Annotated in this window: 22 protein-coding genes and 1 pseudogene; 10 read left to right on the forward strand and 13 right to left on the reverse strand. The window is 64.0% G+C overall.

The window, feature by feature from the left end:
• Positions 1–10: 10 nt before the first annotated feature.
• Complete coding sequence (gene pgl, locus JYG36_RS22135) at positions 11–724, reverse strand: 6-phosphogluconolactonase (RefSeq protein ID WP_213602302.1); 714 nt, start codon at positions 722–724, stop codon at positions 11–13.
• On the reverse strand, positions 711–2,180 hold the full coding sequence (gene zwf / locus JYG36_RS22140) for a glucose-6-phosphate dehydrogenase (protein WP_195885756.1): 1,470 nt from the start codon (positions 2,178–2,180) through the stop codon (positions 711–713). The genes pgl and zwf overlap by 14 nt, the downstream gene beginning before the upstream one ends.
• A gap of 213 nt (positions 2,181–2,393) precedes the next feature.
• On the opposite strand from zwf, the gene hexR reads away from it, so the two are divergent.
• Positions 2,394–3,254 carry a DNA-binding transcriptional regulator HexR gene (gene hexR / locus JYG36_RS22145; RefSeq protein ID WP_176794343.1) on the forward strand — a complete coding sequence of 287 codons (861 nt, stop codon included), beginning with the start codon at positions 2,394–2,396 and terminating at the stop codon, positions 3,252–3,254.
• On the opposite strand, the gene JYG36_RS22150 is transcribed toward hexR, so the two are convergent.
• The 10 genes from JYG36_RS22150 to edd form a co-directional block, all read right to left on the reverse strand.
• Entirely contained in the window at positions 3,247–4,101 is an 855-nt protein-coding gene (locus JYG36_RS22150; RefSeq protein ID WP_213602304.1) for a D-hexose-6-phosphate mutarotase, read from the reverse strand. The genes hexR and JYG36_RS22150 overlap by 8 nt on opposite strands.
• A 143-nt stretch (positions 4,102–4,244) precedes the next feature.
• Complete coding sequence (locus JYG36_RS22155) at positions 4,245–5,591, reverse strand: carbohydrate porin (RefSeq protein WP_045196449.1); 1,347 nt, start codon at positions 5,589–5,591, stop codon at positions 4,245–4,247.
• A gap of 54 nt (positions 5,592–5,645) precedes the next feature.
• Positions 5,646–6,800 carry an ABC transporter ATP-binding protein gene (locus JYG36_RS22160; RefSeq protein ID WP_045196447.1) on the reverse strand — a complete coding sequence of 385 codons (1,155 nt, stop codon included), beginning with the start codon at positions 6,798–6,800 and terminating at the stop codon, positions 5,646–5,648.
• Between the two features lie 5 nt (positions 6,801–6,805).
• On the reverse strand, positions 6,806–7,651 hold the full coding sequence (locus JYG36_RS22165; protein WP_045196445.1) for a carbohydrate ABC transporter permease: 846 nt from the start codon (positions 7,649–7,651) through the stop codon (positions 6,806–6,808).
• Entirely contained in the window at positions 7,644–8,552 is a 909-nt protein-coding gene (locus tag JYG36_RS22170; protein ID WP_045196443.1) for a carbohydrate ABC transporter permease, read from the reverse strand. The genes JYG36_RS22165 and JYG36_RS22170 overlap by 8 nt, the downstream gene beginning before the upstream one ends.
• Positions 8,553–8,641: 89 nt before the next feature.
• Positions 8,642–9,901: an ABC transporter substrate-binding protein gene (locus JYG36_RS22175; protein ID WP_093387067.1), complete on the reverse strand. Its 1,260-nt coding sequence runs from the start codon at positions 9,899–9,901 to the stop codon at positions 8,642–8,644.
• A gap of 145 nt (positions 9,902–10,046) precedes the next feature.
• Positions 10,047–11,504 (reverse strand): ATP-binding protein, encoded by a 1,458-nt coding sequence (locus tag JYG36_RS22180; RefSeq protein WP_283817154.1) that lies wholly within the window; start codon positions 11,502–11,504, stop codon positions 10,047–10,049.
• A complete protein-coding gene (locus JYG36_RS22185) occupies positions 11,485–12,183 on the reverse strand; it encodes a response regulator (RefSeq protein ID WP_045196602.1) in 699 nt (232 codons plus the stop codon). The genes JYG36_RS22180 and JYG36_RS22185 overlap by 20 nt, the downstream gene beginning before the upstream one ends.
• Positions 12,184–12,223: 40 nt before the next feature.
• Positions 12,224–13,177: a glucokinase gene (locus JYG36_RS22190; RefSeq protein ID WP_093387076.1), complete on the reverse strand. Its 954-nt coding sequence runs from the start codon at positions 13,175–13,177 to the stop codon at positions 12,224–12,226.
• Positions 13,174–15,000, reverse strand: coding sequence for a phosphogluconate dehydratase (gene edd, locus JYG36_RS22195; protein ID WP_213602307.1), 1,827 nt, complete (start codon positions 14,998–15,000; stop codon positions 13,174–13,176). Before edd ends, JYG36_RS22190 begins: the two co-directional genes overlap by 4 nt.
• Positions 15,001–15,269: 269 nt before the next feature.
• On the opposite strand from edd, the gene gap reads away from it, so the two are divergent.
• The 9 genes and pseudogenes from gap (at position 15,270) to JYG36_RS22235 (ending at position 25,505) form a co-directional block, all read left to right on the forward strand.
• Positions 15,270–16,271, forward strand: a complete 1,002-nt coding sequence (gap, locus tag JYG36_RS22200; RefSeq protein ID WP_045196433.1) for a type I glyceraldehyde-3-phosphate dehydrogenase — start codon at positions 15,270–15,272, stop codon at positions 16,269–16,271.
• An 84-nt stretch (positions 16,272–16,355) separates the two neighbouring features.
• Entirely contained in the window at positions 16,356–16,868 is a 513-nt protein-coding gene (locus JYG36_RS22205) for an RNA polymerase sigma factor (RefSeq protein WP_093387092.1), read from the forward strand.
• Between the two features lie 93 nt (positions 16,869–16,961).
• Positions 16,962–17,924 carry a FecR family protein gene (locus tag JYG36_RS22210; protein WP_093387096.1) on the forward strand — a complete coding sequence of 321 codons (963 nt, stop codon included), beginning with the start codon at positions 16,962–16,964 and terminating at the stop codon, positions 17,922–17,924.
• A 119-nt stretch (positions 17,925–18,043) separates the two neighbouring features.
• The gene (locus JYG36_RS22215) at positions 18,044–20,638 is read left to right on the forward strand and encodes a TonB-dependent receptor (protein ID WP_213602309.1); all 2,595 of its coding nucleotides are present in this window, start codon (positions 18,044–18,046) and stop codon (positions 20,636–20,638) included.
• 134 nt (positions 20,639–20,772) lie between these two features.
• Complete coding sequence (locus JYG36_RS22220) at positions 20,773–21,387, forward strand: biliverdin-producing heme oxygenase (RefSeq protein WP_093387105.1); 615 nt, start codon at positions 20,773–20,775, stop codon at positions 21,385–21,387.
• A 60-nt stretch (positions 21,388–21,447) separates the two neighbouring features.
• On the forward strand, positions 21,448–21,873 hold the full coding sequence (locus tag JYG36_RS22225; RefSeq protein ID WP_045196600.1) for a YbaN family protein: 426 nt from the start codon (positions 21,448–21,450) through the stop codon (positions 21,871–21,873).
• A gap of 298 nt (positions 21,874–22,171) precedes the next feature.
• Positions 22,172–23,242, forward strand: a pseudogene (locus JYG36_RS26860) (PDC sensor domain-containing protein); the annotation flags it as partial.
• 102 nt (positions 23,243–23,344) lie between these two features.
• A complete protein-coding gene (locus JYG36_RS26865; protein WP_371128687.1) occupies positions 23,345–24,100 on the forward strand; it encodes a methyl-accepting chemotaxis protein in 756 nt (251 codons plus the stop codon).
• Between the two features lie 49 nt (positions 24,101–24,149).
• The gene (locus JYG36_RS22235) at positions 24,150–25,505 is read left to right on the forward strand and encodes a CoA transferase (protein ID WP_213602311.1); all 1,356 of its coding nucleotides are present in this window, start codon (positions 24,150–24,152) and stop codon (positions 25,503–25,505) included.
• 31 nt (positions 25,506–25,536) lie between these two features.
• Here JYG36_RS22235 and arcD read toward each other — a convergent pair whose 3' ends face one another.
• On the reverse strand, positions 25,537–26,964 hold the full coding sequence (arcD, locus tag JYG36_RS22240) for an arginine-ornithine antiporter (RefSeq protein ID WP_045196419.1): 1,428 nt from the start codon (positions 26,962–26,964) through the stop codon (positions 25,537–25,539).

Below are 26,964 nucleotides of genomic sequence, written 5' to 3' on the forward strand. Positions count from 1 at the left end.
GATCCTTGGCTCATGGGCACCAGTAAATATCCAGAGGGTCTTGTAAGAAGGCACGAATCGGCATCTCGGCCAGGTCATTGCCCGCCAGTGCGGCGCGCAGGGTAGCGAGTTTGCCCGCACCTTGCACCGACAAGGCGGTAAAACCGGCGCTCGCCAGCAGCGCGCGGGTCATGCTCAGGCGTTGATGCGGCACGCTCGGCGCCAGCATCGGCAGACAACGGCGGGCGCTGTTCGGATCAAGACCTTCGGCAAGGTTCGGGCTGTTGGGGAACAGCGAGGCGGTATGGCCATCGTCGCCCATGCCCAGTACCAGAACGTCGATCCCTGGCAGTTCGGCCAGGGCCTGGTCGGCTTCCAGCGCTGCGGCGTCAAGGCTGCCAGCAGCACGGTAGAGGCTGAGGAACCGCGCCTTGGCAGCAGGGCCAGTCAACAGGTGGCGCTTGAGCAGGCCGGCATTGCTGTCGGCATGTTCCACCGGTACCCAGCGTTCATCGGCAAGTGTCACCAGTACCTTCGACCAGTCCAGCGGCTGCTTGAGCAGTGCGGCGAAGAACGCCACCGGGCTGCGGCCGCCGGAGACGACCAAGGTAGCCTGGCCCTTGTCGGCAATCGCCGCATTCAGGCGAGCAGCCACATCCTTGGCCAAGCCTTCGGCCAACAGCGCAGGGGCAGTGAATTCATGTGCCGCGACGTTTGCCGGCAGTTGCAGTTCAGATATCGCCATACCAGGACCTCCCATCGCGGGTAATCAGTGCAATCGAGCTCATCGGTCCCCAGGAACCGGCGGCATAGGGCTTGGGCGCGTCGCCCGACTGCTTCCAGCCGGCGATCAGCTGATCGCACCACTTCCACGCGTATTCGATTTCGTCTTTGCGCACAAACAGGTTCTGATTGCCGCGCATCACTTCCAGCAACAACCGCTCGTAGGCATCGGGGATCCGCGCGCTACGCCAGGTGTCGGAAAAATTCAGCTGCAAGGGCCCGCTACGCAGCTGCATGCCTTTGTCCAGGCCCTGTTCCTTGGTCATCACCCGCAGCGAGATGCCTTCATCCGGCTGCAGGCGGATGATCAGCTTGTTGCCGATCTGTAAGCGCTGTTCCGGGGCGAAGATGTAGTGCGGGGTTTCCTTGAAGTGGATGACGATCTGCGACAGCTTCTGCGGCATGCGCTTGCCGGTGCGCAAGTAGAAGGGCACCCCGGCCCAGCGCCAGTTGCGGATATCGGCACGCAGGGCGACGAAGGTTTCGGTGTCGCTCTGGGCGTTGGCGTTGTCTTCTTCCAGGTAGCCGGGCACCGGCTTGCCTTCGCTGTAGCCGGCAATGTACTGGCCGCGCACCACCTGGGTGCTCAGGCCCTCGCCCTTGATCGGCGCCAGGGCCTTGAGCACCTTGACCTTCTCGTCGCGGATGCTGTCGGCAGAGAGGTCACTGGGCGGGTCCATGGCAATCAGGCAAAGCAGCTGCAGCAGGTGATTCTGGATCATGTCGCGCAATTGCCCGGCCTTGTCGAAATAGCCCCAGCGCCCTTCGATGCCGACCTTTTCGGCAACGGTGATCTCCACGTGGGAGATCGAGTTCTGGTTCCACTGGGTTTCGAACAGGCTGTTGGCAAAGCGCAGGGCAATCAGGTTCTGCACCGTCTCCTTGCCCAGGTAATGGTCGATGCGGTAAACGCGGTTTTCCGGAAAGTACTGGGCCACAGCGTCATTGACCCGCCGTGAAGACTCCAGGTCATGGCCGATGGGCTTTTCCAGCACTACCCGGGTACGGGCGCTGAGGCCGGCTTTGTCGAGGTTCTCGCAGATGCCGCCATACACCGCCGCGGGGGTGGCGAAATAGGCAATCAGCTGGCTATCGCTGCCAACCTGCTCAGCCAGCGCCTGGTAGTCCTCGGCTTTGAGAAAGTCCACGTGCAGGTAGCTAAGGCGGGCGAGAAAGCGCTGCAGTACCGGCGCCTCTATTTGCCCGGCAGGCACGAACTCCTGCAGGTGCGCCTCGATCGACGCCAGGTGCTCAGCGACACTGCCCGGCTCGCGAGCCAGGGCCAGCACCCGGGTATCGGCGTGCAGCAGGCCGGCCCGGTCGAGCTGGTAGAGCGCCGGGAACAGCTTACGCAAGGCCAGGTCGCCGAGGGCGCCAAACAGGGCAAAGGTGCAGGGTTCAACGCTGATCGAAGCCATGATGTTGGTTCTTTTATCAAGTTGACGTAGAAATACCGTTTTCAATCGCAGTTTTCAAGGAATAATGTAGTAAAAACCACAACATTTTACTCAATGGACAGATTCAAGTGGTGTGCCAACCATGCCATCAGTACGATAGGCCACCGTGTCAAAAGCCCGCTGCTGTCGCCAGCCGGCTGTCTCAACGACCCAAGGAAAACACCCATGGACCGCGTGCGAAACCTCCTGGAGCAGATCCAGGGCCGCCTCGAAGAGCTGAACAAGGCTGAGCGCAAAGTCGCCGAAGTCATCCTGCTCAACCCCCAGCAAGCCACCCGCTTCAGCATTGCCGCCCTGGCCCAGGCCGCCAAGGTCAGCGAGCCGACGGTCAACCGCTTCTGCCGCTCGTTCGGCGTCAGCGGTTACCCCGAGCTCAAGTTGCAACTGGCGCAGAGCCTGGCCAGTGGCGCCGCCTATGTCAGCCGGGCGGTAGAGGCCGATGATGATCCGGCCTCCTACACCCAAAAGATCTTCGGCAGCGCCATCGCCTCGTTGGACAGTGCCTGCCAGCAACTTGATCCACAACTGGTCAGCCGCGCCGTCGACATGCTGATCCAGGCCCGGCAGATCCACTTCTTCGGCCTTGGAGCCTCGGCGCCGGTGGCGCTGGATGCCCAGCACAAGTTCTTCCGTTTCAACCTGGCAGTGTCAGCCCATGCCGATGTGCTGATGCAACGCATGCTGGCCTCGGTGGCCCACACCGGCGAGCTGTTCGTGATCATCTCCTACACCGGACGCACCCGCGAGCTGGTCGAAGTCGCGCGCCTGGCCCGGGAAAACGGCGCCTCGGTACTCGGCCTGACCGCCGCCGACTCGCCACTGGCCAAGGCCAGCAGCCTGAGCCTGAACATCCCGCTGCCGGAAGACACCGACATCTATATGCCGATGACTTCGCGGATCATCCAGCTGACCGTGCTCGACGTGCTGGCCACCGGCATGACCCTGCGCCGCGGCGTCGATTTCCAGCCGCACCTGCGCAAGATCAAGGAAAGCCTCAACGCCAGCCGCTACCCGATCGACGACGAACTCAACTGAGCAAGTGCGCCTGCAGCCGCAGGTGTGCTTGCTCACCCGGCGCCAGGCTCAGGCTGTCACTGCTGCCGCTGGCCGCCTCGACACAGACGAAGCCCAGGGTTTCGCTGCCACTGACGCCCATCAACGGCCGGCTGCCGGGGTGCCAGACCACGGTGTCCTCGCTGTCACCGGTATCGATGCACAACTGGCGCTGCCAGGCCGGGTCGTGCAACTGCAGGGTCGCCGCATTGGGGAATACCCGCTGGCAACCACCATGGACCTTCAAGGCGCCCTTCTGCCGGCAGGCCTGACGGTTCAAACGGTCGTAACCCTCAATGTTTTCTAGCCCAGACAGCGCTATCTCGGAAACGTCACTAATACGCCAGTAGGCCAGCAGAGCATGGCTCAACTGACAAGGCTGGCTGTCCTGGTGTTCGGTACTGAGCTGCAGCTCCATGCGCTTGCCCAGTTTGGCCAGCAGGTCGACCTGCCAGTCGCACAGCTGCAAGCGCCACTTGAGGGTCACGCCGTCTTCGTCTTCACTGCTGTCGATCAGCTTCCAGTCAAGCAGGCGCGCCCAGCCATGGGCCGGCCACATGTCTTCACTGGGGTGTCGGCCGTACCAGGGCCAGCACACCGGCACGCCGCCGCGGATGGCGCCGACTTGCGGCCACTGCGCCGCACACCACAGCCAGGGGCGCTCGCCCTGGGGCTGGAAGTGCAATAACTGCGCGCCCTGACGGCTGAATACTGCCTGGCATTGCGGGTGATCGATGATCAGCACATCGCGCTGCTGGTAACGCTCCCACTCGAAGGTCGGCCTGGGCCTCTGCGAAGTGAAGAAACGTTGTAGCGGGTGCTCTGGCATGGCGGGAAACTCTTGTTGTTAGTGAGGGCCTCATCGCGGGTCAAGCCCGCTCCCACAGGTTCTGCGCAATCCATGTGGGAGCTGGCTTGCCAGCGATCGACCGCACAGCGGTCGCAATATGCGTAAATTTACAACATATCGCCTCAGAACGACGACTGAATCTTCAACCCGGCGACCAGCGCGTTATCCACCTCATCCACCCCGCCCGGGCTCTTGATGTACTGCAGGTTCGGCCGCACGGTCAGCCAGTTGGTAACGTGGAAGCCGTAGTACAGTTCGGCGTTGTACTCAGTCTTCTGGATCGGCACGAAATCGGCGTCGTTGTAATCCGCGATACCGCTCTGCTGGTTGAGCAGTTTTGCCCTGTCCTGCACATCGTCGTTGACGTGGATGCGCGCCACGCCAAAGCCGATGTCATCCTTGGGCCGGCCATCGAAGGCGCCCTTGTAGACCATGCCCACCTGCTGATAGTTGTCGACCACGTTGGTGGCCTTGTCGTGCACGGTGAAGTTGGCGAACAGGCTCAGGCCACGGTTGGCATCACCGTTGTGCGTAGTGACCTGCTGTTGGGCCACCACCCACCAGCCATGCTTGCTCGAATGCGACTTGAAGGCGGCGCCGGTCAATGCCTGGGGCTGACCATTGAGGTCGTCATAGACGTCATCGGCCTTGGCCGTGCTGTAGTAGTAACCCAGGCGATACTCGCCCGGCAGGCCGTTGACCTGCGGCGACCAGACCAGCTCCACCGGCAGGATCATGCCCTTGGTGCCGCTGCCGCTGAGCTTGAAGCCGTTGCCGGTCTCAAGGTTGGAGGGGTTCTGCTCATACACGCCGACCTGGGCGAAGAACTCCGGGGTGATGTTGTACTTGACCCGCATGGCCCACTGGCTGACCGGCCAGTTGTACCAGATGCCGCCAACCCAGTTACCCACCTGCGAGCCGCAGAACGCCAGGTTCTGGAAGTCGCAGGGGAAGCTGTTGAAGTCCTCGCCTTCACCGAAACGGCCGACCTTGATATCCAGGGCGCCATCGAAATATTTCTGTTTGACCCACATCTGCGTCAGGCGCCAGGTCTGGCCACGGCCCCAGACTTCCTGCACCGAACTGAACTGGCCGGCACGCGGGTCGCTGATGCGGTCGTTGGACAGGTTGCGCCCGCTACGCTCGGTGATCGCCAGCTTGAACTCGGCATCGTGCCAGCCGAAGATCTTCTCCAGATCCAGGTGCGCACCGAGCGCGAACTGGTCGCTGTAACGGGCAGTCTTGTCGTCGTTGTAGCCACCATTGAGGTTACCGGCCACCTCGCCGACGTAATCGAGGGTGAAGTCGTAGCCCTTCTCCAGCAATTCGGTGCGGGTGCCGCCCCAGTCGCCGCTCATCCATTTCGACTCCGGGGCAAAGGCGCCGGCCGCCTGCGCCCCGCAACTGACGCCCAGGGCCGCCAGCAGGGTCAGCGGCGCCAGCGGCTTGATACGCTTGAAGTGATCCATCCCTTGTTTCCTCGTTTTATTGTTCTCGATGGGTTTCTACGTTCTATAACGAATTCAGCGGCCCTTGAATTGGGCGACATTGTCCTGACTTGTCTGCGCGGGTGCGGCAACACCCAGGCGCTCACCCGTGGCGGCATCGAACAGCAGCACCCGCGCCGGGTCGAACTGCAGGTTGAGGGTGTCGCCGACCTGGGTTGGCACATCCGGGGCCAGGCGGCAGCAGACTTTGGTCTGGTTGAGCGTGACGAACACCAGCAGGTCCGGCCCGGTGGGCTCGGTGATCTGCACCTCGGCACGAATGCTCGGCAAGCCGTTGGCCTGGGCCGGGGCGAGGGCGATCTGTTCGGGACGAATGCCGAGAATCACTTCACGCTCCTCCAGGCCCGCGACATTGAACCCCAAGGGTAGCTCGCAACGCGCCTGGCCACTGTCGAGCAGGGCCAGCAGGCGCCCGTCCTTGCGCTGCAGGCGCAGGGGAATGAAATTCATCGGTGGCGAGCCGATGAAGCTTGCGACGAACAGGTTGGCCGGGTCGTTGTAGATCTGCTGTGGGGTGCCGAACTGCTGGATCAGCCCGTCTTTCATCACCGCCACCTTGTCGCCCAGGGTCATGGCCTCGATCTGGTCGTGGGTGACGTACACCGTGGTGGTCTTCAGGCGCTGGTGCATCAGCTTGATCTCGGTGCGCATCTCCACCCGCAGCTTGGCGTCGAGGTTGGACAGCGGCTCGTCGAACAGGTAGATCTTCGGCCGCCGCGCCAGCGCCCGGCCCATGGCCACGCGTTGCTGCTGGCCGCCGGACAGTTGCCCGGGCTTGCGTGCCAGCAGGTGCTCGATCTGCAGCAGCTTGGCCACCCGCGCCACTTCTTCATCGATGGCGGCGGCGGGCATCTTGCGCATCTTCAGGCCGAAGGCGATGTTGTCGCGCACGTTCATGGTCGGGTACAGCGCGTAAGACTGAAACACCATGGCGATGTCGCGGTCCTTGGGGCTCATGCCACTGATGTCGGCATCATCCACCAGGATCGCCCCGCCGCTGATCTGTTCAAGGCCGGCGATGCAGTTCATCAGGGTCGACTTGCCGCAGCCGGACGGCCCGACCAGGATCAGGAACTCGCCGGAGTCGATCGACAGCTCGATGTTCTTCAGGGTGTCCGGCATGCCGCTGCCGTAGCTCTTGTTGACGTTGCGCAGTTCAAGCGTTGCCATTGTGTTTACCCCTTGACCGCGCCGGCCGTGAGCCCGCGCAGGAAATACTTGCCAGCCAGCACATAGACCAACAGGGTCGGTAACCCGGCGATCATCGCCGCCGCCATGTCGACGTTGTATTCCTTGACCCCGGTACTGGTGTTGACCAGGTTGTTCAGGGCCACGGTGATCGGTTGCGCATCGCCACTGGCGAACACCACGCCGAAGAGAAAGTCGTTCCAGATCTGGGTGAACTGCCAGATCAGGCAGACCATGATGATCGGCACCGACATCGGCAGCAGGATGCGCCCGAAGATGGTGAAGAACCCCGCGCCATCGAGCCGCGCCGCGCGCACCAGCGCCTCCGGCACGCTGCAGTAGTAGTTGCGGAAAAACAGCGTGGTAAAGGCCAGCCCGTAGACGATATGCACCAGCACCAGGCCGCTGGTGGTGCTGGCCAGGCCCAGCTTGCCTAGGGTGAACGAGGCCGGCAGCAGCACGGTCTGGAACGGCAGGAAGCAGCCGAACAACAGCAATCCGAAGAACAGCTGCGAGCCCCTGAAGCGCCACATCGACAGCACGTAACCGTTCAACGCACCGAGCAGGGTCGAGATCACCACCGCCGGCACGGTGATCTTCACCGAGTTCCAGAAGTAGCCGCCGACCGTATCCCAGGCCTTGATCCAGCCGATGCCGGTGATTACCTCGGGCCAGCTCAGCAGGTTGCCGGTACGGATGTCCTCCGGCGACTTGAAGCTGGTCAGCAGCATCACGACCAGCGGGATCAGGTACAGCGCGCAGGCCAGGATCAGGGTCGAGTAAATCGCCAGGCGGCTGAAACTCAACGAGCGGGGAGCGAGGGACCTAGTCATGGCGCTTGTTCCTCAGTTCCGAATACAGGTAAGGCACCAGGATCGACAGGATCGCGCCGAGCATCAGGATCGCGCTGGCCGAGCCCATGCCCATCTGCCCGCGGCTGAAGGTGAAGGAGTACATGAACATCGCCGGCAGGTCCGAGGCATAGCCCGGGCCGCCTGCGGTCATCGCCGCGACCAGGTCGAAGCTCTTGATGGCGATGTGCGCAAGGATCATCAGCGCGCTGAAAAACACCGGGCGCAAACTCGGTAAAACGATACGCAGGTAGATGCTCGGCAGGCTGGCGCCATCGACCTGCGCGGCGCGGATGATCGACTGATCGACGCCGCGCAGGCCGGCCAGGAACAGCGCCATGACAAAGCCCGAGGCCTGCCACACGGCGGCGATCACCAGGCAGTAGACGACCCGGTCGGGGTCCACCAGCCAGTCCAGGCGAAAGCCTTCCCAGCCCCAGTCGCGAAGCATCTTGTCCAGGCCCAGGCCGGGGTTGAGCAGCCACTTCCAGGCGGTGCCGGTGACGATCATCGACAGCGCCATGGGGTACAGGTAAATGGTGCGAATGAAGCCTTCGCGGCGGATGCGCTGGTCGAGCAGCACCGCCAGCAGCACGCCGATCACCAGGCTGATGGCGATGAACATGCCGCCGAACAGCAGCAGGTTCTTGCTCGCCACCCACCAGCGGTCGTTCTCCATCAGCCGTGCGTACTGCGCAAGGCCCACCCATTTGTAGCTGGGCATGAAGCTTGAGTTGGTGAAGGACAGGACGAAGGTCCAGAGGATGTAGCCGTAAAAGCCCACCAGGACGATCAGCATGCTTGGCGCCAGCACCAGTTTCGGTAACCAGCGCTGCAGGGCGTCCAGGGGTGAGGCCTTGTTGAGTGTGGCAACAGTGCTCATCAGGATATCTCGTGTGGAGGCAATCGCGGGTATTGTGGGAGCGGGCTTGCCCCGCGAAGGGCCCGAAAGGCCGCCCCCACATCAGCCCATCACTTGGCCGACTTGATCGCCGAACTCAGCTGCTTGACCGCTGTCGCCGGGTCGGCTTTGGGGTCGTTGAAGAAGTTGGTGACGACATCGAAGATCGCCCCCTGCACCGCCAGCGAAGTCGCCATGTTGTGGGCCATGCTCGGTTGCAGGCCGTCGCCTTTTTCCGCTTCCTTGAAGTCCACCGCCGACTTTTGCGTACAGGCGTCGAACTGGCTCATGTCCATGTCCTGGCGTACCGGCAGGGAGCCCTTGTTCTGGTTGAACACGGTCTGGAACTGCGGCTCCAGGGCGACCTTGGCCAGGTCGTTCTGAGCCTTGATGTCGTCCTCGTTCTTGAGCTTGAACATCGCCAGTGAGTCGATGTTGTAGGCAAAGCTGCCCTGGGTACCGGGGAAGGCCACGCACTGGTAGTCCTTGCCCGCCACCTTGCCGGCGGCGGTCCACTCGCTCTTGGCCCAGTCGCCCATGATCTGCATGCCGGCCTTGCCGTTGATGACCTCGGCGGCGGCAATGTTCCAGTCACGCCCGGCGCGGTTGGGGTCCATGTAGGTGCCCAGGCGTTGCAGGGTCTTGAATACCTCGACCATCTTCTCGCCGGTCAGGGTGCTTTCATCCAGTTCGACAAAGGCTTGGTGATAACCCTGGGGCCCGAGAATGCTCAGCACCAGGTCTTCGAAGACCGTGCTGTCCTGCCACGGCTGGCCGCCATGGGCCAGCGGGATGAAACCGGCCGCCTTGAGCTTGTCGGCGGCAACGAACAGCTCATCGAGGGTAGTCGGCACCTTGGCCCCGGCCTTGTCGAACACCTGCGGGTTGATCCACAGCCAGTTGACCCGGTGAATGTTCACCGGCACCGCCACATAGTGGCCGTCGTACTGCATGATCTGCGCGACTTTCTTCGGCAGCAGGGCATCCCAGTTGTTGGCCTTGGCGACATCGTCGAGTTCTGTGAGCAGGCCCAGCGCACCCCATTCCTGGATGTCCGGCCCCTTGATCTGGGCAGCGCCCGGCGGGTTGCCGGCCACGGCGCGGCTTTTCAATACGGTCATGGCCGCGGCGCCACCGCCACCGGCGACGGCGTTGTCCTTCCAGGTGAAGCCGTCTTTCTCGACTTGTTCCTTGAGGGTTTTCACCGCTGCGGCTTCACCACCGGAAGTCCACCAGTGAGTGACTTCAACGGTACCGTTGGCGGCAATTGCACTGAGGGGCAACAAGGAGGCGAGGGAAATGACAGCGGCGAGGCGATTGATCGCATTCATCGAGAGAAACCTTTTCTTGTTGTTATGCAGGTGCAAGTCGTGGTGCTTGCGCTTGCATCGGAGTCTAACCAGCGGCACGGGGGCTGCAGGTAACGAAGGGATGCGCGAATGTCACCAGTTGGTGACATTCGCCTGAATGAGGGTGTCAGTCATTGCTGCGCGGCAGGCTCAAGGTCACCCGCAGGCCCCCTTCACGCAGGTTGCGCAGGCTCACCTCGCCGCCGTGGCTGTGGGCGATGTTGCGCGCAATACCCAGGCCCAGGCCATAGCCCTGCTGCTGCCCGGCCAGGCGAAAGTGCGGCTCGAACACCTGCTCCTGGCGCTGCTCGGGCACGCCCGGGCCTTCGTCATCGACCTGCAGGACGAAGCCGCTGTCGCTGTCGATGATGCGCAGGTGGGCGCGCTCGCCGTACTTCAAGGCGTTGTCGATCAGGTTGCCGATGCAGCGTTTGAGCGCCAGCGGCTTGCCCGGATACGGCGCCAGGGCCCGGCCTTCGAGGGTGATCTGGCCACTGCCCAGGTACGGCTCGACCAGGCATTCGAGCACCTGATTGAGGTCGATTCGCTCGATGTTCTCGTGGATGTCGGTGTCCTTCACGCACTGCAGCGCGCCCTTGACCAGCATCTCCAGCTCATCGAGGTCGCGGCCGAACTTGGCCTGCAACTGCTCGTCATCGAGCAGCTCGACCCGCAAGCGCAAACGGGTGATCGGTGTGCGCAGGTCGTGGGAGATGGCGCTGAACAACTGGCTGCGCTCGGTCAGGTAGCGGCTGATGCGTTCGCGCATGGCGTTGAAGGCGCGGCCCACCTCCTCCACTTCGCTGCCGCCACCTTCGGTTACCGGCTCGACATCAGCGCCCAGCGACATCTCCCGCGCAGCCAGGGCCAGGCGCTTGAGCGGGCGACTCTGCCAGTGCACCAGCAGGCCGATGAACAGCAGCAGGAACGAACTGGTGAGGACGATGAACCACAGCTGCTGGCTGGGCAGACCCTGCTCTTCGAGGCTGGTATAGGGCTCGGGCAGCAGCGAGGCAATGTACAGCCATTCGTCTTCGGCGAGGTGGATCTGGGTCACCAGCACCGGCGGGTTGATCGGCTCCAGGGTCAGCGCATAGTGGGCCCAGGAGCGCGGCAGCTCATCGAGTTTCAGGCCGCTGTTGAAGATTCGCAGGTCTTGCGGGCTGACGAACTGGATGGAAATTTCCAGCTGCGCCCCCAGGCGCTGGTGCAGCACCTCGCCGACGGCATCGATCACCGCGGCCTTGCGCGGCGTGGCGGGCAGTACCTGCATGTCCAGGGGTTTATCGTTGAGGGACACGACGAAACGGGTGCCGCCCATGCTGCGCAACTGGTCGAGCACCATCGGCCGGTACGCGACCGGCAGCGAACGAAAATAACTGACGCTGGCACTCATCGAATGGGCCAGGCTACGGGCGCTGGCAACCAGGCCTTGCATCTGGCTGGCGCGCAGTTGCGACAGCCAGATCAGGCTCGAGAGCGCTTGCGCCAGCAGCACTACCAGCAAGGTCAACAGCAGCATGCGCCCCAGCAGCGAGCGCGGCAGCGGCAGGCGCCAGCGCCCGTCAGTGCGCAGGCGCAACATTGGCCGCCAGCAAGTAACCACTGCCGCGCACGGTACGAATCAAGCGTGGCGGCTTTTCGGTGTCACGCAGGCGCTGGCGCAGGCGGCTGACCGCCATGTCGACGATGCGGTCCAGCGGCATCGGCTCGCGGCCACGGGTGGCGTTGCCGATGGTGTCGCGGTCGAGGATCTGTTGCGGGTGATCGAGGAACAGCTTGAGCAAGGCAAAATCGGCGCCGGACAGAATCACCTCTTCACCGTCGCGGTGGAACAGCCGATGGCTGATGGTATCCAGGCGCCAGTCATCGAAGGCCAGCACGTCACCGCCACTGCGCTCCTGGCCAAAACCGGCACGGCGCAGCAACGCCTTGATCCGCGCCTGCAGTTCGCGCGGGCTGAAGGGTTTGCCCAGGTAATCATCGGCGCCCAGTTCCAGGCCGATAACCCGGTCGGCTTCGTCGGAGCTGGCAGTGAGCATGATGATCGGCACCTGCGCCAGGCGCGGATGCTGGCGCACCCAGCGACACAGGCTGAAGCCATCTTCGTCGGGCAGCATCACGTCGAGGATCACCAGGTCGCAGTCGCTGGCGTCCAGGGCCTGGCGAAAGCCACGGCCGTCGGCCACCGCCTGGACGCTGAAACCGGCGCGGCTCAGGTAGGCCTGCAGCAGTTCACGGATGTCCTGGTCGTCGTCGACCATCAGTATCGACTTGCTCACGAATCACTCCTTGCTCCACCGCTCAACCGGCTTGTTGCAACGCCACGCCAGCCCCGAGCAAGCCGGAGAATTCGGCGGTCACCAACCATACCGGGACATCCTTGAAGTAGCCACTCATGCAGCCCTTGTCGGCAAAACTGGCGGCAAAGCCGCTGGCCAGGAACAGCTCGGCAAAGCGCGGAATGATGCCGCCGACGATAAACACCCCGCCTCGCGCGCCAAGAGTCAGCACGTTGTTGCCCGCCACCCGGCCAAGGAACCGGCAGAACTGCTCGATCACCGCCAGGGCAACCGGCTCACCGGCCAGCGCCGCGTCGGTGATCGCCGCCGGGCTCTGCAATGGCGCAGGCTGGCCATCGAGGGCGCAGATGGCCTGGTACAAGCGCAACAGGCCGCCGCCGCTGAGCACGGTCTCGGCGCTGACATGGCCGATTTCGTTGGCGATCTGCTGATGTATCTGCGCTTCGCGGGCATTGCCCACCGGCAGGTCGACATGCCCGCCCTCGCCCGGCAGCGCCATCCAGCGCTCGTCACCCAGGCTCAGCAAAGTGCCGACGCCAAGGCCGGTGCCCGGGCCGATCACCAGCGCCGGGCGGCCTGGATCCGGCGCGCCTTGGCAGACACTGCGGTACTCGCCCGCCTGCAGGCGGGTCATGCCCAGGGCCATGGCAGTGAAATCGTTGATCAGCAGCAAGCGCTCGACCTGCAAGGTGTTGCAGAACGCCTCGCGGCTGAGGCGCCAGTGGTTGTTGGTAAAGCGAAACTCGTCGCCATCGACCGGCCCGGCCACCGCCAGGCACACTGCGCCCAGCTCGCCGCGGGCCAGGCCCTGGGCGGCCAGATAAGCGCCGATGGCCTGTTCCGGGCTGGTGTAGTCGGCCGTGGCAAAGACCTGCACGGCGTGCATGCGGTTGTCTTCCCAAAGGGCAAAGCGTGCATTGGTGCCGCCGATATCGCCGACCAGTGCACGCTTCATTTGAGTGTCTCCAGCGCCGAGGTGAAGGCGCTGGCGCCCTTCTCGGCCGGGCTCAGGGCGGTACGCAGGAAGCCGAACAGCTCGCGGCCGCAACCCAGGTCGTTGCCGGTCGGCGCGGCGGGCAGTTGACGATCGGCCAGCTCTGCGGCACTGAGTTTCACCGTCAGGGTGCCGGCGACGCCATCGACGCGGACGATATCGCCGTCACGCAAGCGCGCCAGCGGGCCGCCGTCGAAGGCTTCGGGGCAGACGTGAATGGCTGCGGGGATTTTCCCCGAAGCACCGGACATGCGCCCGTCAGTTACCAGCGCGACCTTGAAGCCCCGGTCCTGCAGCACGCCGAGGAACGGGGTCATCTTGTGCAGCTCGGGCATGCCGTTGCAGCGCGGGCCCTGGAAGCGCATCACGGCGACGAAGTCACGCTCAAGCTGGCCGGCCTGGAAGGCATCGGCCAGTGCTTGCTGGTCATGGAACACCAGTGCCGGGGCTTCGACCACCTGGTGCTCGGCGGCGACGGCGGACACCTTCATCACCCCGCGACCGAGGTTGCCTTCCATCACCCGCAGACCACCTTCGGGCGAGAACGCCCGGGCCACCGGGCGCAGGATCGTCTCATCGAGGCTGGCCTGCGGGCCTTCGCGCCAGACCAGTTTGCCGGCCTCAAGGAACGGCTCCCGGGTGTAGCGGCGCAGGCCGTGGCCAGCGACGGTATTGACGTCTTCGTGGAGCAAACCGGCATCGAGCAGCTCGCGAATCAGGAAGGCCATGCCACCGGCAGCCTGGAAGTGGTTGATATCGGCCTTGCCGTTCGGATAGACGTGGGACAGAGTCGGCACCACTTCCGAAAGCTGCGCCATGTCCTGCCAGGTCAACTGGATGCCGGCGGCCTGGGCAATCGCCGGCATGTGCAGGGTGTGGTTGGTCGAGCCGCCGGTGGCGTGCAGGGCGACGATGGAGTTGACCAGGGATTTCTCGTCGACGATCTCGCCCAGCGGCATGAAGCTGCCACTGGCCTTGGTCATGCGCGTGACCTGCTGCGCAGCCTCGACAGTGAGGGCATCGCGCAGCGGCGTGTAGGGGTTGACGAAGGAGGCGCCCGGCAGGTGCAGGCCCATCACTTCCATCAACAGCTGGTTGGTGTTGGCGGTGCCGTAGAAGGTGCAGGTGCCGGGGCTGTGGTAGGACTTCATCTCCGATTCCAGCAGCTCTTCGCGGCTGGCCTTGCCTTCGGCGTAGCGCTGGCGCACATCGGCTTTCTCCTTGTTGGAGATGCCCGACGGCATCGGCCCGCCGGGGACGAAAACGGTCGGCAGGTGGCCAAAGCGCAGCGCGCCCATCAGCAGGCCGGGGACGATCTTGTCGCAGATGCCGAGCATCAGCGCCGCGTCGAACATGTTGTGCGACAGGGCGATGGCGGTGGACATGGCGATCACTTCGCGGCTGGCGATGCCCAGCTCCATGCCCGGCTCACCCTGGGTGACGCCGTCGCACATGGCCGGCACGCCGCCGGCGAACTGGCCGACCGAGCCGATTTCGCGCAGCGCCTGCTTGATCTGTTCGGGGTAATGCTCGTAAGGCTGGTGCGCCGAGAGCATGTCGTTGTAGGCCGAGACGATGGCGACGTTGGCCGCGTTCATCATCCGCAGGCTGTCTTTGTCCTGGCTGCCACAACCGGCGACACCGTGAGCGAAGTTGGCGCATTGCAGCTTGGCGCGCATCGGCCCGTCGCTGGCGGCCCCGCGAATCAGCTCAAGGTAGCGTTCACGGGTGGGGCGACTGCGGGCGATCAGCCGTTGGGTGACCTCAAGAATGCGCGGATGCATGTACTGGACTCCAGGCTATCGGTGGTTGCGACCTCTGCGGCGGTTTCCCTTATCAACGATCGCGGCCTAGGCTCAAGGGCAGGGGCGATGCGTTGCGGGAGGGACGGTTTGGCCGATCGCTCGTTGTAGATTGAATAAAATATTGCCAGCAAAAAGGCTTGTTTTCTATTTTTTTACGAATAATCTTGTAATTCCAACAACAAAATCAGATGCAGTGAAGCAAAACTTCAATTGCCACGGGCTTCACCCGGTCTGCCAGAGGTAGCTCCATGACCCTTCGTATCGCAATCAATGGCTTTGGCCGCATCGGCCGCAACATCCTTCGCGCACTCTATACCCAAGGCTACCGTCAGGACCTGCAGGTCGTCGCCATCAACGACCTGGGCGACAGCGCGATTAATGCCCATCTGCTCAAATACGACAGCGTCCACGGCAGCTTTGCTGCCACGGTTGAATCCGATCACGAGAGTATTACCGTCAACGGCGACCGCATCGCCGTCAGCGCCATCCGCAACCCGGCGGAATTGCCGTGGAAAGCCGAGGCCATCGATGTGGTGTTCGAATGCACCGGGTTATTCACCGAACGCGCCAAGGCCGCCGCCCATCTTACTGCTGGGGCCGGCAAAGTCATTATCTCGGCGCCGGCCAAGGGCGCGGATGCCACCGTGGTGTACGGGGTCAACCATGACATCCTGCGCCCTTCGCACCAGATCATCTCCAGCGCTTCGTGCACCACCAACTGCCTGGCGCCGCTGGCCCAGGTGCTGCACCGCGAGTTCGGCATCGAGCAGGGGCTGATGACCACCATCCACGCCTATACCAACGACCAGAGCCTCACTGACGTTTACCACAGCGACCCGTACCGCGCCCGTGCGGCAACCCAGTCGATGATCCCGAGCAAGACCGGCGCCGCCGAAGCCGTGGGCCTGGTGCTGCCGGAACTGGCCGGCAAGCTCACCGGCATGGCCGTGCGGGTGCCGGTGATCAACGTGTCGCTGGTCGACCTTACCGTCAATCTTGAGCGCGAGGCCACGGCCGAGGCCGTCAACGCGCTGTTCAAGGAGGCCAGCCGGCACTCCAAGGTACTGGGCTACAACAGCCTGCCGCTGGTGTCCTGCGACTTCAACCACAACCCGCTGTCGTCGATTTTCGACGCCAACCACACCCGCGCCAACGGGCGCATGCTCAAGGTACTGGCCTGGTACGACAACGAATGGGGCTTCTCCAACCGCATGCTGGATAACTGCCTGGCACTGTGCAACGCCCGCTAGGATCACAACCTCGCAGGAGGCAGTACTTGACCAAAGCGTTGATGATAAGCATTATCATTCGCCACGCCATGGTCGGGTACCGCTGTGAGTCAGTCCCAGTTCAACGTCGTTTTCCTCGCCCAGCGGGTCAGCCTGCTGCGCACCCTGCAGCGCATGGTGGATAACCCCAGCACTGCCGAAGACCTGTTGCAGGAGACTTACCTGCGGGTTACCCGTGCCCTTGGCGAACGCCCCATCGAGCACCTGGAACCCTTCGTTTTCCAGACTGCGCGCAACCTCGCCCTTGATCACTTGCGCGCGCGCCGGGCGCAGTCGCGCAACCTGGTCGAGGACGTGCCCGAGCAAATTCTGCACAACGTCGCCGCGCCCAGCAGCAGCGCCGAAGACGCCGCCCACGCCGAACAACTGCTCAAGCGCCTGAGCGTCAGCCTCGCCCAGTTGACCGAGCGCCAGCAACGCATCTTCATCCTCAGCCGCCTGCACGGCGCCAGTTACCTGGAAATCGCCGAACAGTTGAAAGTGTCGGCGAGCACGGTTCAGAAGGAACTGAAACTGATCATGGCCATCTGTGTAGGGGTAGCCGACCGGCTGAAGTAAACAGCCCGTCGTGGATCGCAGCTAAAACCTTGCCATCCCCATGGATACCCCGGATCATTCGCAAAAAGCGCCAGCCCCGCCAAGGACCCACCCGTGACCGACAGTCCCCCTCCTCGCCCCGCGCCGCCTGGCCAAGCTGCCAGTGACCAGGCCATGGACCAGGCCCTGGACTGGCTGATCCGCCTGCAATGTGCCAGCGCCGAAGACACCCAGGCCTTCGAAGCCTGGCTCGAGGCTGACCCGGCCAATGCCCGCGCCTATGTCGAGGCCGAGGCCATCTGGAACGGCGCGCCCTTGCGCCAGGCAGCCGGGCAACTGCACCAGGTGCAGCGTCGCAGCCTGCGCTCACGCATCCGCCCGCACTACAAGCCCCTGGCCGCAGCCGCTGTGCTGCTGGTGGGGATTTTCACCGTCGGCAACCTGCCGGTGCGCCTGCAGGCCGATCACCTGACCGTGGTCGGTGAACGCCAGCGCTTGCAACTGGACGACGGCTCCAAGGTGTTGCTCAACACCAATTCGGCCTTTGCCAGCGACCTGCGCGACAACCGCCAGGTTGCCCGGCTGCTGCAGGGCGAGGCCTATTTCGAGATTCCCGCTGGCGCCCAACCGCCCCTGGAGCTGCAAGCCGGCCCGTTGCGCGCCAGTGTGCGCGACACCGACTTTGCCGTGCGCTACCTCAACGGCGAAGCCCAGGTGCGGGTGCAACGCGGCGATGTCGACCTGCAGGCCAGCAGCGACCAGCGCATTCGCCTGTCGGCGGGCGACAGCATCAGCGTCGGCCCCAATGGCTTTGGCCAGCGCGGGCGTCTGGATGCGCAAAAAGACCTGGCCTGGGTCCAGGGCCGGCTGGTGTTCGAAAACTGCCCGCTGAACCAGGTACTGGCCGAATTGCGCCGCTACTACCCGGGGTGGATCATCAACGGCAACGAACAGCTGGCGAACGTCGCGGTCACCGGCAACTACCGCCTCGACCAGCCGCTGGAAACCCTGCGCGCCCTGGCCCACATCACCTCGGCGCAGTTGCACGAGTACCCGGCGCTGGTGATTCTCAACTGAGGCAAAAGTTTTTTTACGCGATCCCTGACGCTGTTACGTCTCGTTATAGCCAATGCAACTGATTCTTATTTTTGAATCAGCCAGCACCTATAACATTTGCGCGACAGGGAGCGCTTTCGATGTCCACTGGTTTCACTCGTCGATCTTCAGCCACTTCACGTACCCCCGGCCTGCAGCGTTGCACGCTCTCCCTGTTGACCCTGGCCATGCTCGCCAGCGGCGCCTGCAGCCTGCCGGCGCTGGCCGCGGAGCCGGCCCAGGCCAGTGCCCCGCGCATGGGCGACTATCGCTTCGCCATCGGCCAGCAGCCGCTGGTATCGGCGCTCAATGCCTTTACCTCGGTCACCGGCTGGCAAGTGGGCTTCTCTGCCGAACTGGCCGAAGGCGTCGCCTCACCGGGCGTGCATGGCTCACTGAAGCCTGAGGCCGCCCTGCAGCGCCTGCTGGCCGGCACCGGCCTGAGCTACCGCACCTTGAGCAGCGCCAACGTGGTGATCGAACGCAGCGCCGGCAAGGCCATCGCCCTGCAGCAGATCACCGTCAGCGCCACCCGCAGCGCCCAGGACGTCAGCCAGGTGCCGAGCACCGTCAGCGTGCAGACCCGCGAACAACTCGACCGCCAGAACGTCAACAACATCAAGGAACTGGTGCGTTACGAGCCTGGCGTTTCGGTCAGCGGCACCGGCCAGCGCAGCGGCCTGAACGGCTACAACATCCGCGGTATCGACGGCGAGCGGGTGCTGACCCAGATCGACGGCGTGTCGATCCCCGACAGCTTCTTCTTCGGCCCCTACGCCCAGACCCAGCGCAACTACGTCGACCCTGAAATCGTCAAGCGCGTGGAGATCCTCCGTGGCCCGGCCTCGGTGCTGTACGGCAGCAACGCCATTGGCGGCGCGGTCAGCTACTTCACCCTCGACCCCGACGACATCATCAAGCCCGGCCAGGACGTCGGCGCACGCCTGAAGACCGGCTACAGCTCGGCAGATGAGAGCTGGCTGAACTCGGCCACCGTTGCCGGCCGCCAGGGCGAGTTCGACGGCCTGCTGCACCTGAGCCAGCGCAACGGCCATGAAACCGAGTCCTACAGCAGCCACGGCGGCACCGGCCTGGCGCGCACCGCCGCCAACCCGGAAGATGTGCGCACCACCAACATCCTCGCCAAGGCCGGCTGGAACTACGCCGACGACGCACGCCTGGCCTTCACCTATGAAAACTACAAGGACGACCGCGACCTCAAACAGAAAAGCGCCGTGGGCGGGCCGTTCATTCCTGGCTTCGGCGCGATGAACTCGTACCGCGACCGCACCGGCAACGACACCGTGACCCGCGAGCGCTTCGGCATTAACCACGAATTCGCACTCGGTAGCGTGCTGGCCGACAACATGAAGTGGAGCCTGAACTACCAGATCGGCAAGACCGACCAGCGTACCGAAGAGCTCTACTTCGCCTCCGGTCGCCAGGTGTTCCGTGACCGCCAGACCACTTACAAGGACCGCCAGTGGGTGTTCGACGCCCAGCTGGACAAGGCCTTCAGCATCGGCGCCACCGAGCACCTGCTGACCTACGGCACCACCCTCAAGCACCAGAAGGTCACCGGCTCGCGCAGCGGCACTGGCACCTGCCTGAACGTCGGCGGCGCCTGCCGCTTCATCGGCCAGATCAGCGCCAGTGACAGCCAGGCACTGGTCAGCGACTTCCCTGACCCGACCGTCAACACCTACAGCCTGTTCGCCCAGGATGAAATCCGCTGGAACCAGTGGACCTTCCTGCCGGGCGCGCGCTACGACTACACCGAACTCAAGCCGCACATGACCGACGAGTTCTTGCGTGGGGTTGGCGCCAGCCCTACCGACCCGGTTGATGACGATGCGAAGAAATGGCATCGGGTTTCGCCCAAGTTCGGCCTGACCTACGCCTTCAACGACAACTACACCTGGTATGGCCAGTACGCCGAAGGCTTCCGCACGCCGACCGCCAAGGCGCTGTATGGCCGCTTCGAAAACCCGGGCCTGGGCTACAGCGTGCGCGGCAACTCCAACCTCGAACCGGAAAAGAGCAAGAGCTACGAGACCGGCCTGCGCGGTAACTTCGAAGCGGGTAACTTCGATGTCGCGGTGTTCTACAACAAGTACCGCGACTTCATCAACGAAGACGCCGTGCAGGGCAGCAACCTCGGCCAGACCTTCGAAGCCAACAACATCAAGCACGCCACCATCAAGGGTGCCGAGTTCAAGGGCCGCCTGAACCTCGACGCCTTCGGTGCGCCGCACGGCCTCTACACCCAGGGCTCGCTGGCCTACGCCCATGGCCGCAACGACGACACCGGCCAGCCGCTCAACAGCGTCAACCCGCTGACCGCCGTGATGGGCCTGGGTTACGAGCAAGAGCAATACGGCGCGCTGCTGAGCTGGACCCTGGTCAAGCGCAAGGATCGCGTCGACGACACCACCTTCTTCGCCCCCGACGGCACCAGCAAGCAGTTCCGCACCCCGGGTTACGGCGTACTCGACTTGACCGGGTTCTACAAGGTCAGCGATGACATCACCGTCAACGCCGGCCTCTACAACCTGACCGACAAGAAGTACTGGCAGTGGGATGACGTGCGCGGCTACGACGGCCTCGGTGAAGCGGCGGTGACCGCCCCCGCCAACCTCGACCGCCTGACCATGCCAGGCCGTAATTTCGCCATCAACCTGGTCTGGGACATCTGACCGCGAACCTGTGGGAGCGGGCTAGACCCGCGATGGGCTGCAAATGCGGCCCCCCCACAGGTGAGGTTTTTTTACTGTCCCGCGTCTTCTCATTCGTCTAGTCATCAGGCACGCCCATTTCGCAAGGAATCACCATGACCGCCGCTACCACCGCCGAACGCGCCAGCCTGCGCTCGCAACGCTTGAATCAGCTGACCCACGCCCCGCACACCGAGCTGGACGCCCTGGTCAAATCCCACGCGCCGTTCGAAACCCGCGAGAGCTTCGCCCGCTTCGTGGTTGCCCAGTACCTGTTCCAGTCCGAGCTCAAGGCGTTGTACACCGACCCGGCGCTGATCGCCATCGTCCCTGACCTCGCCGCACGCTGCCGCGCCGAACAGGCCGGCCTGGACCTGGCTGACCTGAACACCGAGATCCCCGCCGACTTCGCCGGCGCCCTGCAAAACCCCAGCCTGGGTGAAGCCATGGGCTGGATCTTCGTCTCCGAAGGCTCCAAGCTCGGCGCCGCCTTCCTGATCAAGCGTGCCGTCGGCCTGGGCCTGTCGGACAGCTTCGGTGCCCGTCACCTGGGCGAGCCGGCCGGTGGCCGCGCTGAAGGCTGGAAGCAGTTCACGCGCATCCTCGACGGCCTGGAACTGAGCGCCGAAGAAGAAGCCAAGGCCGAGCAAGGCGCCGTGGCCGCCTTCGAGCGTTTCACCGAGCTGCTCAAACACGCTTACGCAACTGCGCCTAAAGCCGAACTGGCCTGATGCGCCGTACCCGGTTACCCTCGTGGTAACCGGGCCTTGCCCGTGCACACCGACAAGCCCATGACCCGCCCAGCCGCTTCAAAACTCTCGCGCCTGCTCTTCGGCCTGCTGGCTTACGTAAGCCTGGGCATCGGCCTGGTAGCGATCGTGATTCCCGGCCTGCCCACCACCGAGTTCATCCTCCTCGCCGCCTGGGCCGCCACCCGCAGCTCGCCGCGCCTGAGCGCCTGGCTGGAAAACCACCGGCTGTTCGGGCCGATCCTCAGCAACTGGCGCAACGGCAAGGTAATCCAGCGCCGGGCCAAGGTCAGCGCCACTGTCAGCATGCTACTGTGCGCTGGCCTGATGCTGGTGTTTCTCGAGCACCGCTGGCCGGTGTTTCTCGCCATCGCCGGCATGAGCCTGGGTAACCTGTGGATCTGGTCGCGGCCAGAAACCGCGCCCTTGAGCCTTGCCGACCGTTCATCGGCGAGCACTCATGGCTAAGGCTATAAGGCCGATGAACTGTTATCGCTAAAAGGATGTAGCGAATCGAGCCCGCCCGTGGCTCGGTCCTCTACCGGCCTGCCTTTTAGCGAGTACGTCCATGTTCGACACGCTCTCGATCCGCCTGAAAATCGTCCTGCTCTCCGGCCTCTGCCTGCTTGGCGTGGTCGCACTCGTCGTCGGTATCAACCTGTATCAATCGCACCAGAGCGATGAGCTGGTCGGCGACGCCAGCACCACCATGCTCACCCGCAATGTCCAGGCCCTGCTGCAGGCCCGCGCCGGCGAAAAGGCCGAGATGCTGCGGCGTACTTTCAGCGACAGCCAGACCGTCATCACCGCCCTCGCCGACCAGGTCCAGGACTTACAGCAACTGGCTCGCGAGCGCGGCCTGAGCGCTGGCGACCTGCGTGAAGCGATCAACCAGAGCCTGGCCACCAGCTTCAAGCGCAACCCCGACGTGCTGGGCGTGTGGCTGGCCTTCGAGGCCGACGGCCTGGACGGCGGCGACAGTGCCTTTGCCAACGACGCCAAACGCCTGAGCAACGAGAGCGGGCGCTTTGCCAGCTACTGGAGCCGCGCCCAGGGTCAGGCGCTGAACACTGTGATCAGCGATGTCGACCTGAACAAGACCGAGATCAATCTCAGCGGCACGCCCTACAACGTCTGGTACACCTGCTCGCGCAACAGCGCGCGCTCCTGCCTGCTTGAGCCCTACTCCGACACCGTCGGCGGCAAGCAGATGCTGATGACCAGCATCACCATGCCGCTGCTGCACAACGGCAAAGTGATCGCCGTGGCCGGTGTGGATATCTCCCTCGATGCCCTGCAGGCGGCTGCCGCCAAGGCCCAGCAGGAGCTGTTCAACGGCGCCGGCCACCTGATGATCGTCGCCCCCAGCGGCTTGCTGGCGGCCAACAGCAATGATGCCGGCAAGGTCGGCAAGGCCATCGACCAGGACGGCCAGCAGGCGCTGCAGAAGCTCGCCGGCAACCAGCCACTGATCCTTGAACAAGGCGATACCATCCGCGCCGTCAATCCGGTGCAGCCGATTGCCGACAGTAAACCCTGGGGCATCCTTATCGACCTGCCCAAGCAGGTACTGCTGGCCGATGCCATCAGCCTGCAGGCGACCCTTGAAGAGGCCCGCACCAGCGGTACCCTCAAAGTGGTGCTGTTCGCCACCCTGGCCGGCCTCGGCGGCCTGCTGCTGATGTGGCTGACCGCCACCGGCGTGACCCGCCCGCTCAACAGCGTAGCGAGCATGCTCGAAGACATCGCCAGCGGCGACGGCGACCTCACCCAGCGCCTGCGCTATGCGCGCAAGGACGAGCTGGGGCGGCTGACCGGCGGCTTCAACCGCTTTCTCGACAAACTGCAGCCGACCATCGCCCAGATCAAACAGAGCATCACCCAGGCCCGGGCCACTGCCGACCAGTCTTCGGCAATTGCCCAGCGCACCAGCGAAGGCATGCAGGTGCAGTTTCGCGAGATCGACCAGGTGGCCACCGCCTCCAATGAGATGAGCGCCACCGCCCACGACGTCGCCAACAGCGCCGCCAGTGCCGCCGACGCCGCCCGCGGTGCCGACCGTTCGGCCAAGGACGGCATGGCGATCATCGAGCGCAGCACCCGCGACATCACTGTACTCGCCGAACAGGTCAGCAAAGCCGTTGGCGAAGTGGAAACCCTGGCGCAGAACAGCGAACAGATCGGCTCGGTATTGGAGGTGATCCGCAGCATTGCCGAGCAGACCAACCTGCTGGCGCTCAACGCCGCGATCGAAGCCGCCCGCGCCGGTGAAAGCGGCCGTGGTTTTGCCGTGGTTGCCGACGAAGTACGCAACCTGGCGCGCCGTACCCAGGACTCGGTCGAAGAAATCCGCCAGGTGATCGAGCGCATCCAGAGCAACACCCGCGAGGTGGTGGCGACCATGCATTCGAGCCACGGCAAGGCCCAGGAAAACGCCGGGCAGATCCACCAGGCGGTGCAGGCGCTGGACAAGATCAGCGAGGCGGTCACGGTGATCAGCGACATGAACCTGCAGATCGCCAGTGCCGCCGAACAGCAGAGCGCGGTGGCCGAAGAGGTCAACCGCAACGTCTCGGCGATCCGCGGGGTAACCGAAACCCTGACCGGCCAGGCCGCGGAATCGGCGCAGGTGAGCAGCCAGCTCAACACCCTGTCGTCGCAGCAGATGGCCTTGATGGATCAGTTCCGGGTTTGACCTGGCGCCGCTGATGGTCTGCAATGGCCCTTCTGCTGGAGGGCCATTGATGACCGCGCTACTCGACACCCTTGTCGCCGAACTGCAGCTGCCAACGGCACTGCGCAATAGCCTGCGCTTTCGCGGCAACGGCGCCCTGCCTTCGACTTTCGCCGTCACCGAGCTTGCCAGCAGCATTGCCGCCTGTGGCCTGGCAATCGCCGAACTGCTGCAGCGCCAGCTTGAGCAACAGCCTGGCGTTGAAGTTGACCGCCGCCTGAGCTCGTTCTGGTTCGCCACCAGCCTGCGCCCGCAAGGCTGGAGCACACCGCCCTTGTGGGACCCGATTGCCGGTGACTACCGCGCCGAGGATGGCTGGATTCGCCTGCATACCAACGCAGCTCATCATCGCGCCGCCGCCCAGAAGGTAGTGGGCCGTGCGGCTGACCGCGCACACATGGCTGATCTGGTTGCGCGCTGGCGCGCACGTGAGCTGGAAAGCGCGATAGTCACCGCTGGCGGTTGCGCCGCGCAAATGCGCAACTGGTCCGAATGGTCGGCCCATCCTCAGGGCCTGGCAGTGAATGCCGAGCCGTTGATTCATCACCAACGGGCTCCAGCCTTTACAAAAAGACGCTGGACCGGTAACGCCGTCCGACCTCTGGCCGGGGTCAAGGTGCTGGACCTGACCCGCATCCTCGCCGGCCCCACAGCCAGTCGCCTGCTGGCAGGCTTCGGCGCGCAGGTGCTGCGGATCGACCCGCCAGGCTGGGAGGAACCGGCGGTGGTTGCCGAGGTGACCCTGGGTAAACGTTGTGCGCGCCTGGACTTGCACGATGGGGATGATCGACGGGTGTTTGAACGCCTGCTCAGTGAAGCCGATATTCTCCTGCATGGTTACCGCGCCGATGCCCTCGAACGACTGGGGTATGCCAGCGAACAGCGCCGCCAGCTCAACCCCGGGCTGATCGATGTGAGCCTCAACGCCTACGGCTGGAGCGGCCCCTGGCAACAGCGCCGGGGCTTCGACAGCCTGGTACAGATGAGCTGCGGCATCGCTTGTGAAGGCATGCGCTGGCAACAGGCCGACAAGCCCGTGCCGTTGCCGGTGCAGGCATTGGACCATGGCACCGGGTACCTGATGGCGGCTGCGGCGATCAAGGCCTACAGCGAACGCCTGGGCAGCGGTTGCGGGGCAACCCTGCGCCTGTCGCTGGCGCGCACGGCAAAGCTGTTGATCGATCAGGGGACGCTGGCAGCGGATTTGCCGTTACAGGCTGAGACGGCAGCGGATCTGAACCCGCAGCTGGAGCAGACGCCCTGGGGGCTGGCGCAGCGGCTGAAGGCGCCGCTGCTGGTCGAAGGGGCACCGTTGGATTGGCAGCAGGGGGCTTGTGAGCTGGGTTCTGCTGCTGCCTGTTGGTGAATGTGCCGGCGATAGGCTGCGCCAGCCCTGATTAAAGGCTCAACATCCCGCTGTACAAGCCATAGGCCGCCAAACCCGCGCCCACCAGCACGGCGGCGAAGATCAGCTTCTCCCAGGTGGTAAACAGCGCCTGGCCCTGCTCGTGCTTGGCCCGGGCAAACAGGATCACCCCCGGCGCGTACAGCAGCGCCGACAGCAGCAGGTACTTCAGCCCACCGGCATACAGCAGCCAGATCGCATAGATCAGCGCGATACCGGCAATCAGCAGGTCCTTGCGCCGTGCGCCGGGGTGGCCTTCATACGACTCGCCGCGCACCGCCAGCAACACCGCATAGGCTGCCGACCACAGGTACGGCACGAGGATCATCGACGAGGCCAGGTAGATCAGGCTGGTGTAGGTCCCGGCGGAAAACAGGGTGATCAGCAAGAACAGCTGAATCATCACGTTGGTCAGCCACAGCGCATTGGCCGGCACGTGGTTGGCGTTTTCCCTGGCCAGAAAGCGCGGCATGGTCTGGTCGCGGGCGGTGGCGAAGAGGATCTCGGCGCACAGCAAGGCCCATGACAGCAGCGCCCCCAGCAGCGATACCGCCAGGCCGATACTGATCAGCAAGGCGCCCCAGGGCCCGACGATATGTTCGAGCACCGACGCCAGTGACGGGTTCTGCAAGGCCGCCAGCTCCGGCTGGGTCATCACCCCCAGCGACAGCACGTTGACCAGCACCAGCAAGGCCAGCACACCGATAAAGCCGATCACCGTGGCCTTGCCGACGTCCGAGCGCTTCGCCGCCCGCCCGGAGTAGACGCTGGCGCCCTCGATGCCGATGAACACGAACACCGTCACCAGCATCATGTTGCGCACCTGGTCGAGCACGCCGCCGAATTTCGGGTTGCTCAGGCCCCAGATGTCCCGGGTAAAAATGTCGGCGCGAAAGGCCACCGCGGCGATGACGATGAACATCACCAACGGCACGATCTTGGCCACGGTGGTCACCTGGTTGATGAACGCCGCCTCCTTGATGCCGCGCAGCACCAAAAAGTGTACGGCCCACAACAGCAGCGAGGCACAGGCGATGGCGATCGGCGTGTTGCCCTCGCCAAACACCGGGAAGTAGAAGCCCAGGGTGCTGAACAACAGCACGAAGTAGCCGACGTTGCCCAGCCAGGCGCTGATCCAGTAGCCCCAAGCCGAAGAAAAGCCCATGTACTCGCCAAACCCGGCCTTGGCATAGGCATACACGCCGGAGTCGAGCTCCGGCTTGCGGTTGGCCAGGGTCTGGAACACGAAGGCCAGGGCCAGCATGCCCACCGCGGTGATGCCCCAGCCGATCAGTACGGCGCCGACGTCGGCACGCGCAGCCATGTTTTGCGGCAGCGAAAAGATCCCGCCGCCGATCATCGAGCCGACCACCAAGGCGATCAACGCCCCCAGGCGTAATTTCTGTCCAGGTTCGGACAT

Origin of the sequence: Pseudomonas sp. SORT22, from assembly GCF_018417635.1 — a bacterium.
Classification (GTDB): Bacteria; Pseudomonadota; Gammaproteobacteria; order Pseudomonadales; family Pseudomonadaceae; genus Aquipseudomonas.

Excerpts from the sequence above, each read along its gene's own strand:
- pgl (WP_213602302.1), bottom strand. The coding sequence starts at position 724 with ATGGCGATATCTGAACTGCAACTGCCGGCAAACGTCGCGGCACATGAA.
- zwf (WP_195885756.1), bottom strand. The coding sequence starts at position 2,180 with ATGGCTTCGATCAGCGTTGAACCCTGCACCTTTGCCCTGTTTGGCGCC.
- JYG36_RS22150 (WP_213602304.1), bottom strand. The coding sequence starts at position 4,101 with ATGCCAGAGCACCCGCTACAACGTTTCTTCACTTCGCAGAGGCCCAGG.
- JYG36_RS22155 (WP_045196449.1), bottom strand. The coding sequence starts at position 5,591 with ATGGATCACTTCAAGCGTATCAAGCCGCTGGCGCCGCTGACCCTGCTG.
- JYG36_RS22160 (WP_045196447.1), bottom strand. The coding sequence starts at position 6,800 with ATGGCAACGCTTGAACTGCGCAACGTCAACAAGAGCTACGGCAGCGGC.
- JYG36_RS22165 (WP_045196445.1), bottom strand. The coding sequence starts at position 7,651 with ATGACTAGGTCCCTCGCTCCCCGCTCGTTGAGTTTCAGCCGCCTGGCG.
- JYG36_RS22170 (WP_045196443.1), bottom strand. The coding sequence starts at position 8,552 with ATGAGCACTGTTGCCACACTCAACAAGGCCTCACCCCTGGACGCCCTG.
- JYG36_RS22175 (WP_093387067.1), bottom strand. The coding sequence starts at position 9,901 with ATGAATGCGATCAATCGCCTCGCCGCTGTCATTTCCCTCGCCTCCTTG.
- JYG36_RS22180 (WP_283817154.1), bottom strand. The coding sequence starts at position 11,504 with ATGTTGCGCCTGCGCACTGACGGGCGCTGGCGCCTGCCGCTGCCGCGC.
- JYG36_RS22185 (WP_045196602.1), bottom strand. The coding sequence starts at position 12,183 with ATGGTCGACGACGACCAGGACATCCGTGAACTGCTGCAGGCCTACCTG.
- JYG36_RS22190 (WP_093387076.1), bottom strand. The coding sequence starts at position 13,177 with ATGAAGCGTGCACTGGTCGGCGATATCGGCGGCACCAATGCACGCTTT.
- edd (WP_213602307.1), bottom strand. The coding sequence starts at position 15,000 with ATGCATCCGCGCATTCTTGAGGTCACCCAACGGCTGATCGCCCGCAGT.
- gap (WP_045196433.1), top strand. The coding sequence starts at position 15,270 with ATGACCCTTCGTATCGCAATCAATGGCTTTGGCCGCATCGGCCGCAAC.
- JYG36_RS22215 (WP_213602309.1), top strand. The coding sequence starts at position 18,044 with ATGTCCACTGGTTTCACTCGTCGATCTTCAGCCACTTCACGTACCCCC.
- JYG36_RS22220 (WP_093387105.1), top strand. The coding sequence starts at position 20,773 with ATGACCGCCGCTACCACCGCCGAACGCGCCAGCCTGCGCTCGCAACGC.
- JYG36_RS22225 (WP_045196600.1), top strand. The coding sequence starts at position 21,448 with ATGACCCGCCCAGCCGCTTCAAAACTCTCGCGCCTGCTCTTCGGCCTG.
- JYG36_RS26865 (WP_371128687.1), top strand. The coding sequence starts at position 23,345 with ATGCAGGTGCAGTTTCGCGAGATCGACCAGGTGGCCACCGCCTCCAAT.
- JYG36_RS22235 (WP_213602311.1), top strand. The coding sequence starts at position 24,150 with ATGACCGCGCTACTCGACACCCTTGTCGCCGAACTGCAGCTGCCAACG.
- arcD (WP_045196419.1), bottom strand. The coding sequence starts at position 26,964 with ATGTCCGAACCTGGACAGAAATTACGCCTGGGGGCGTTGATCGCCTTG.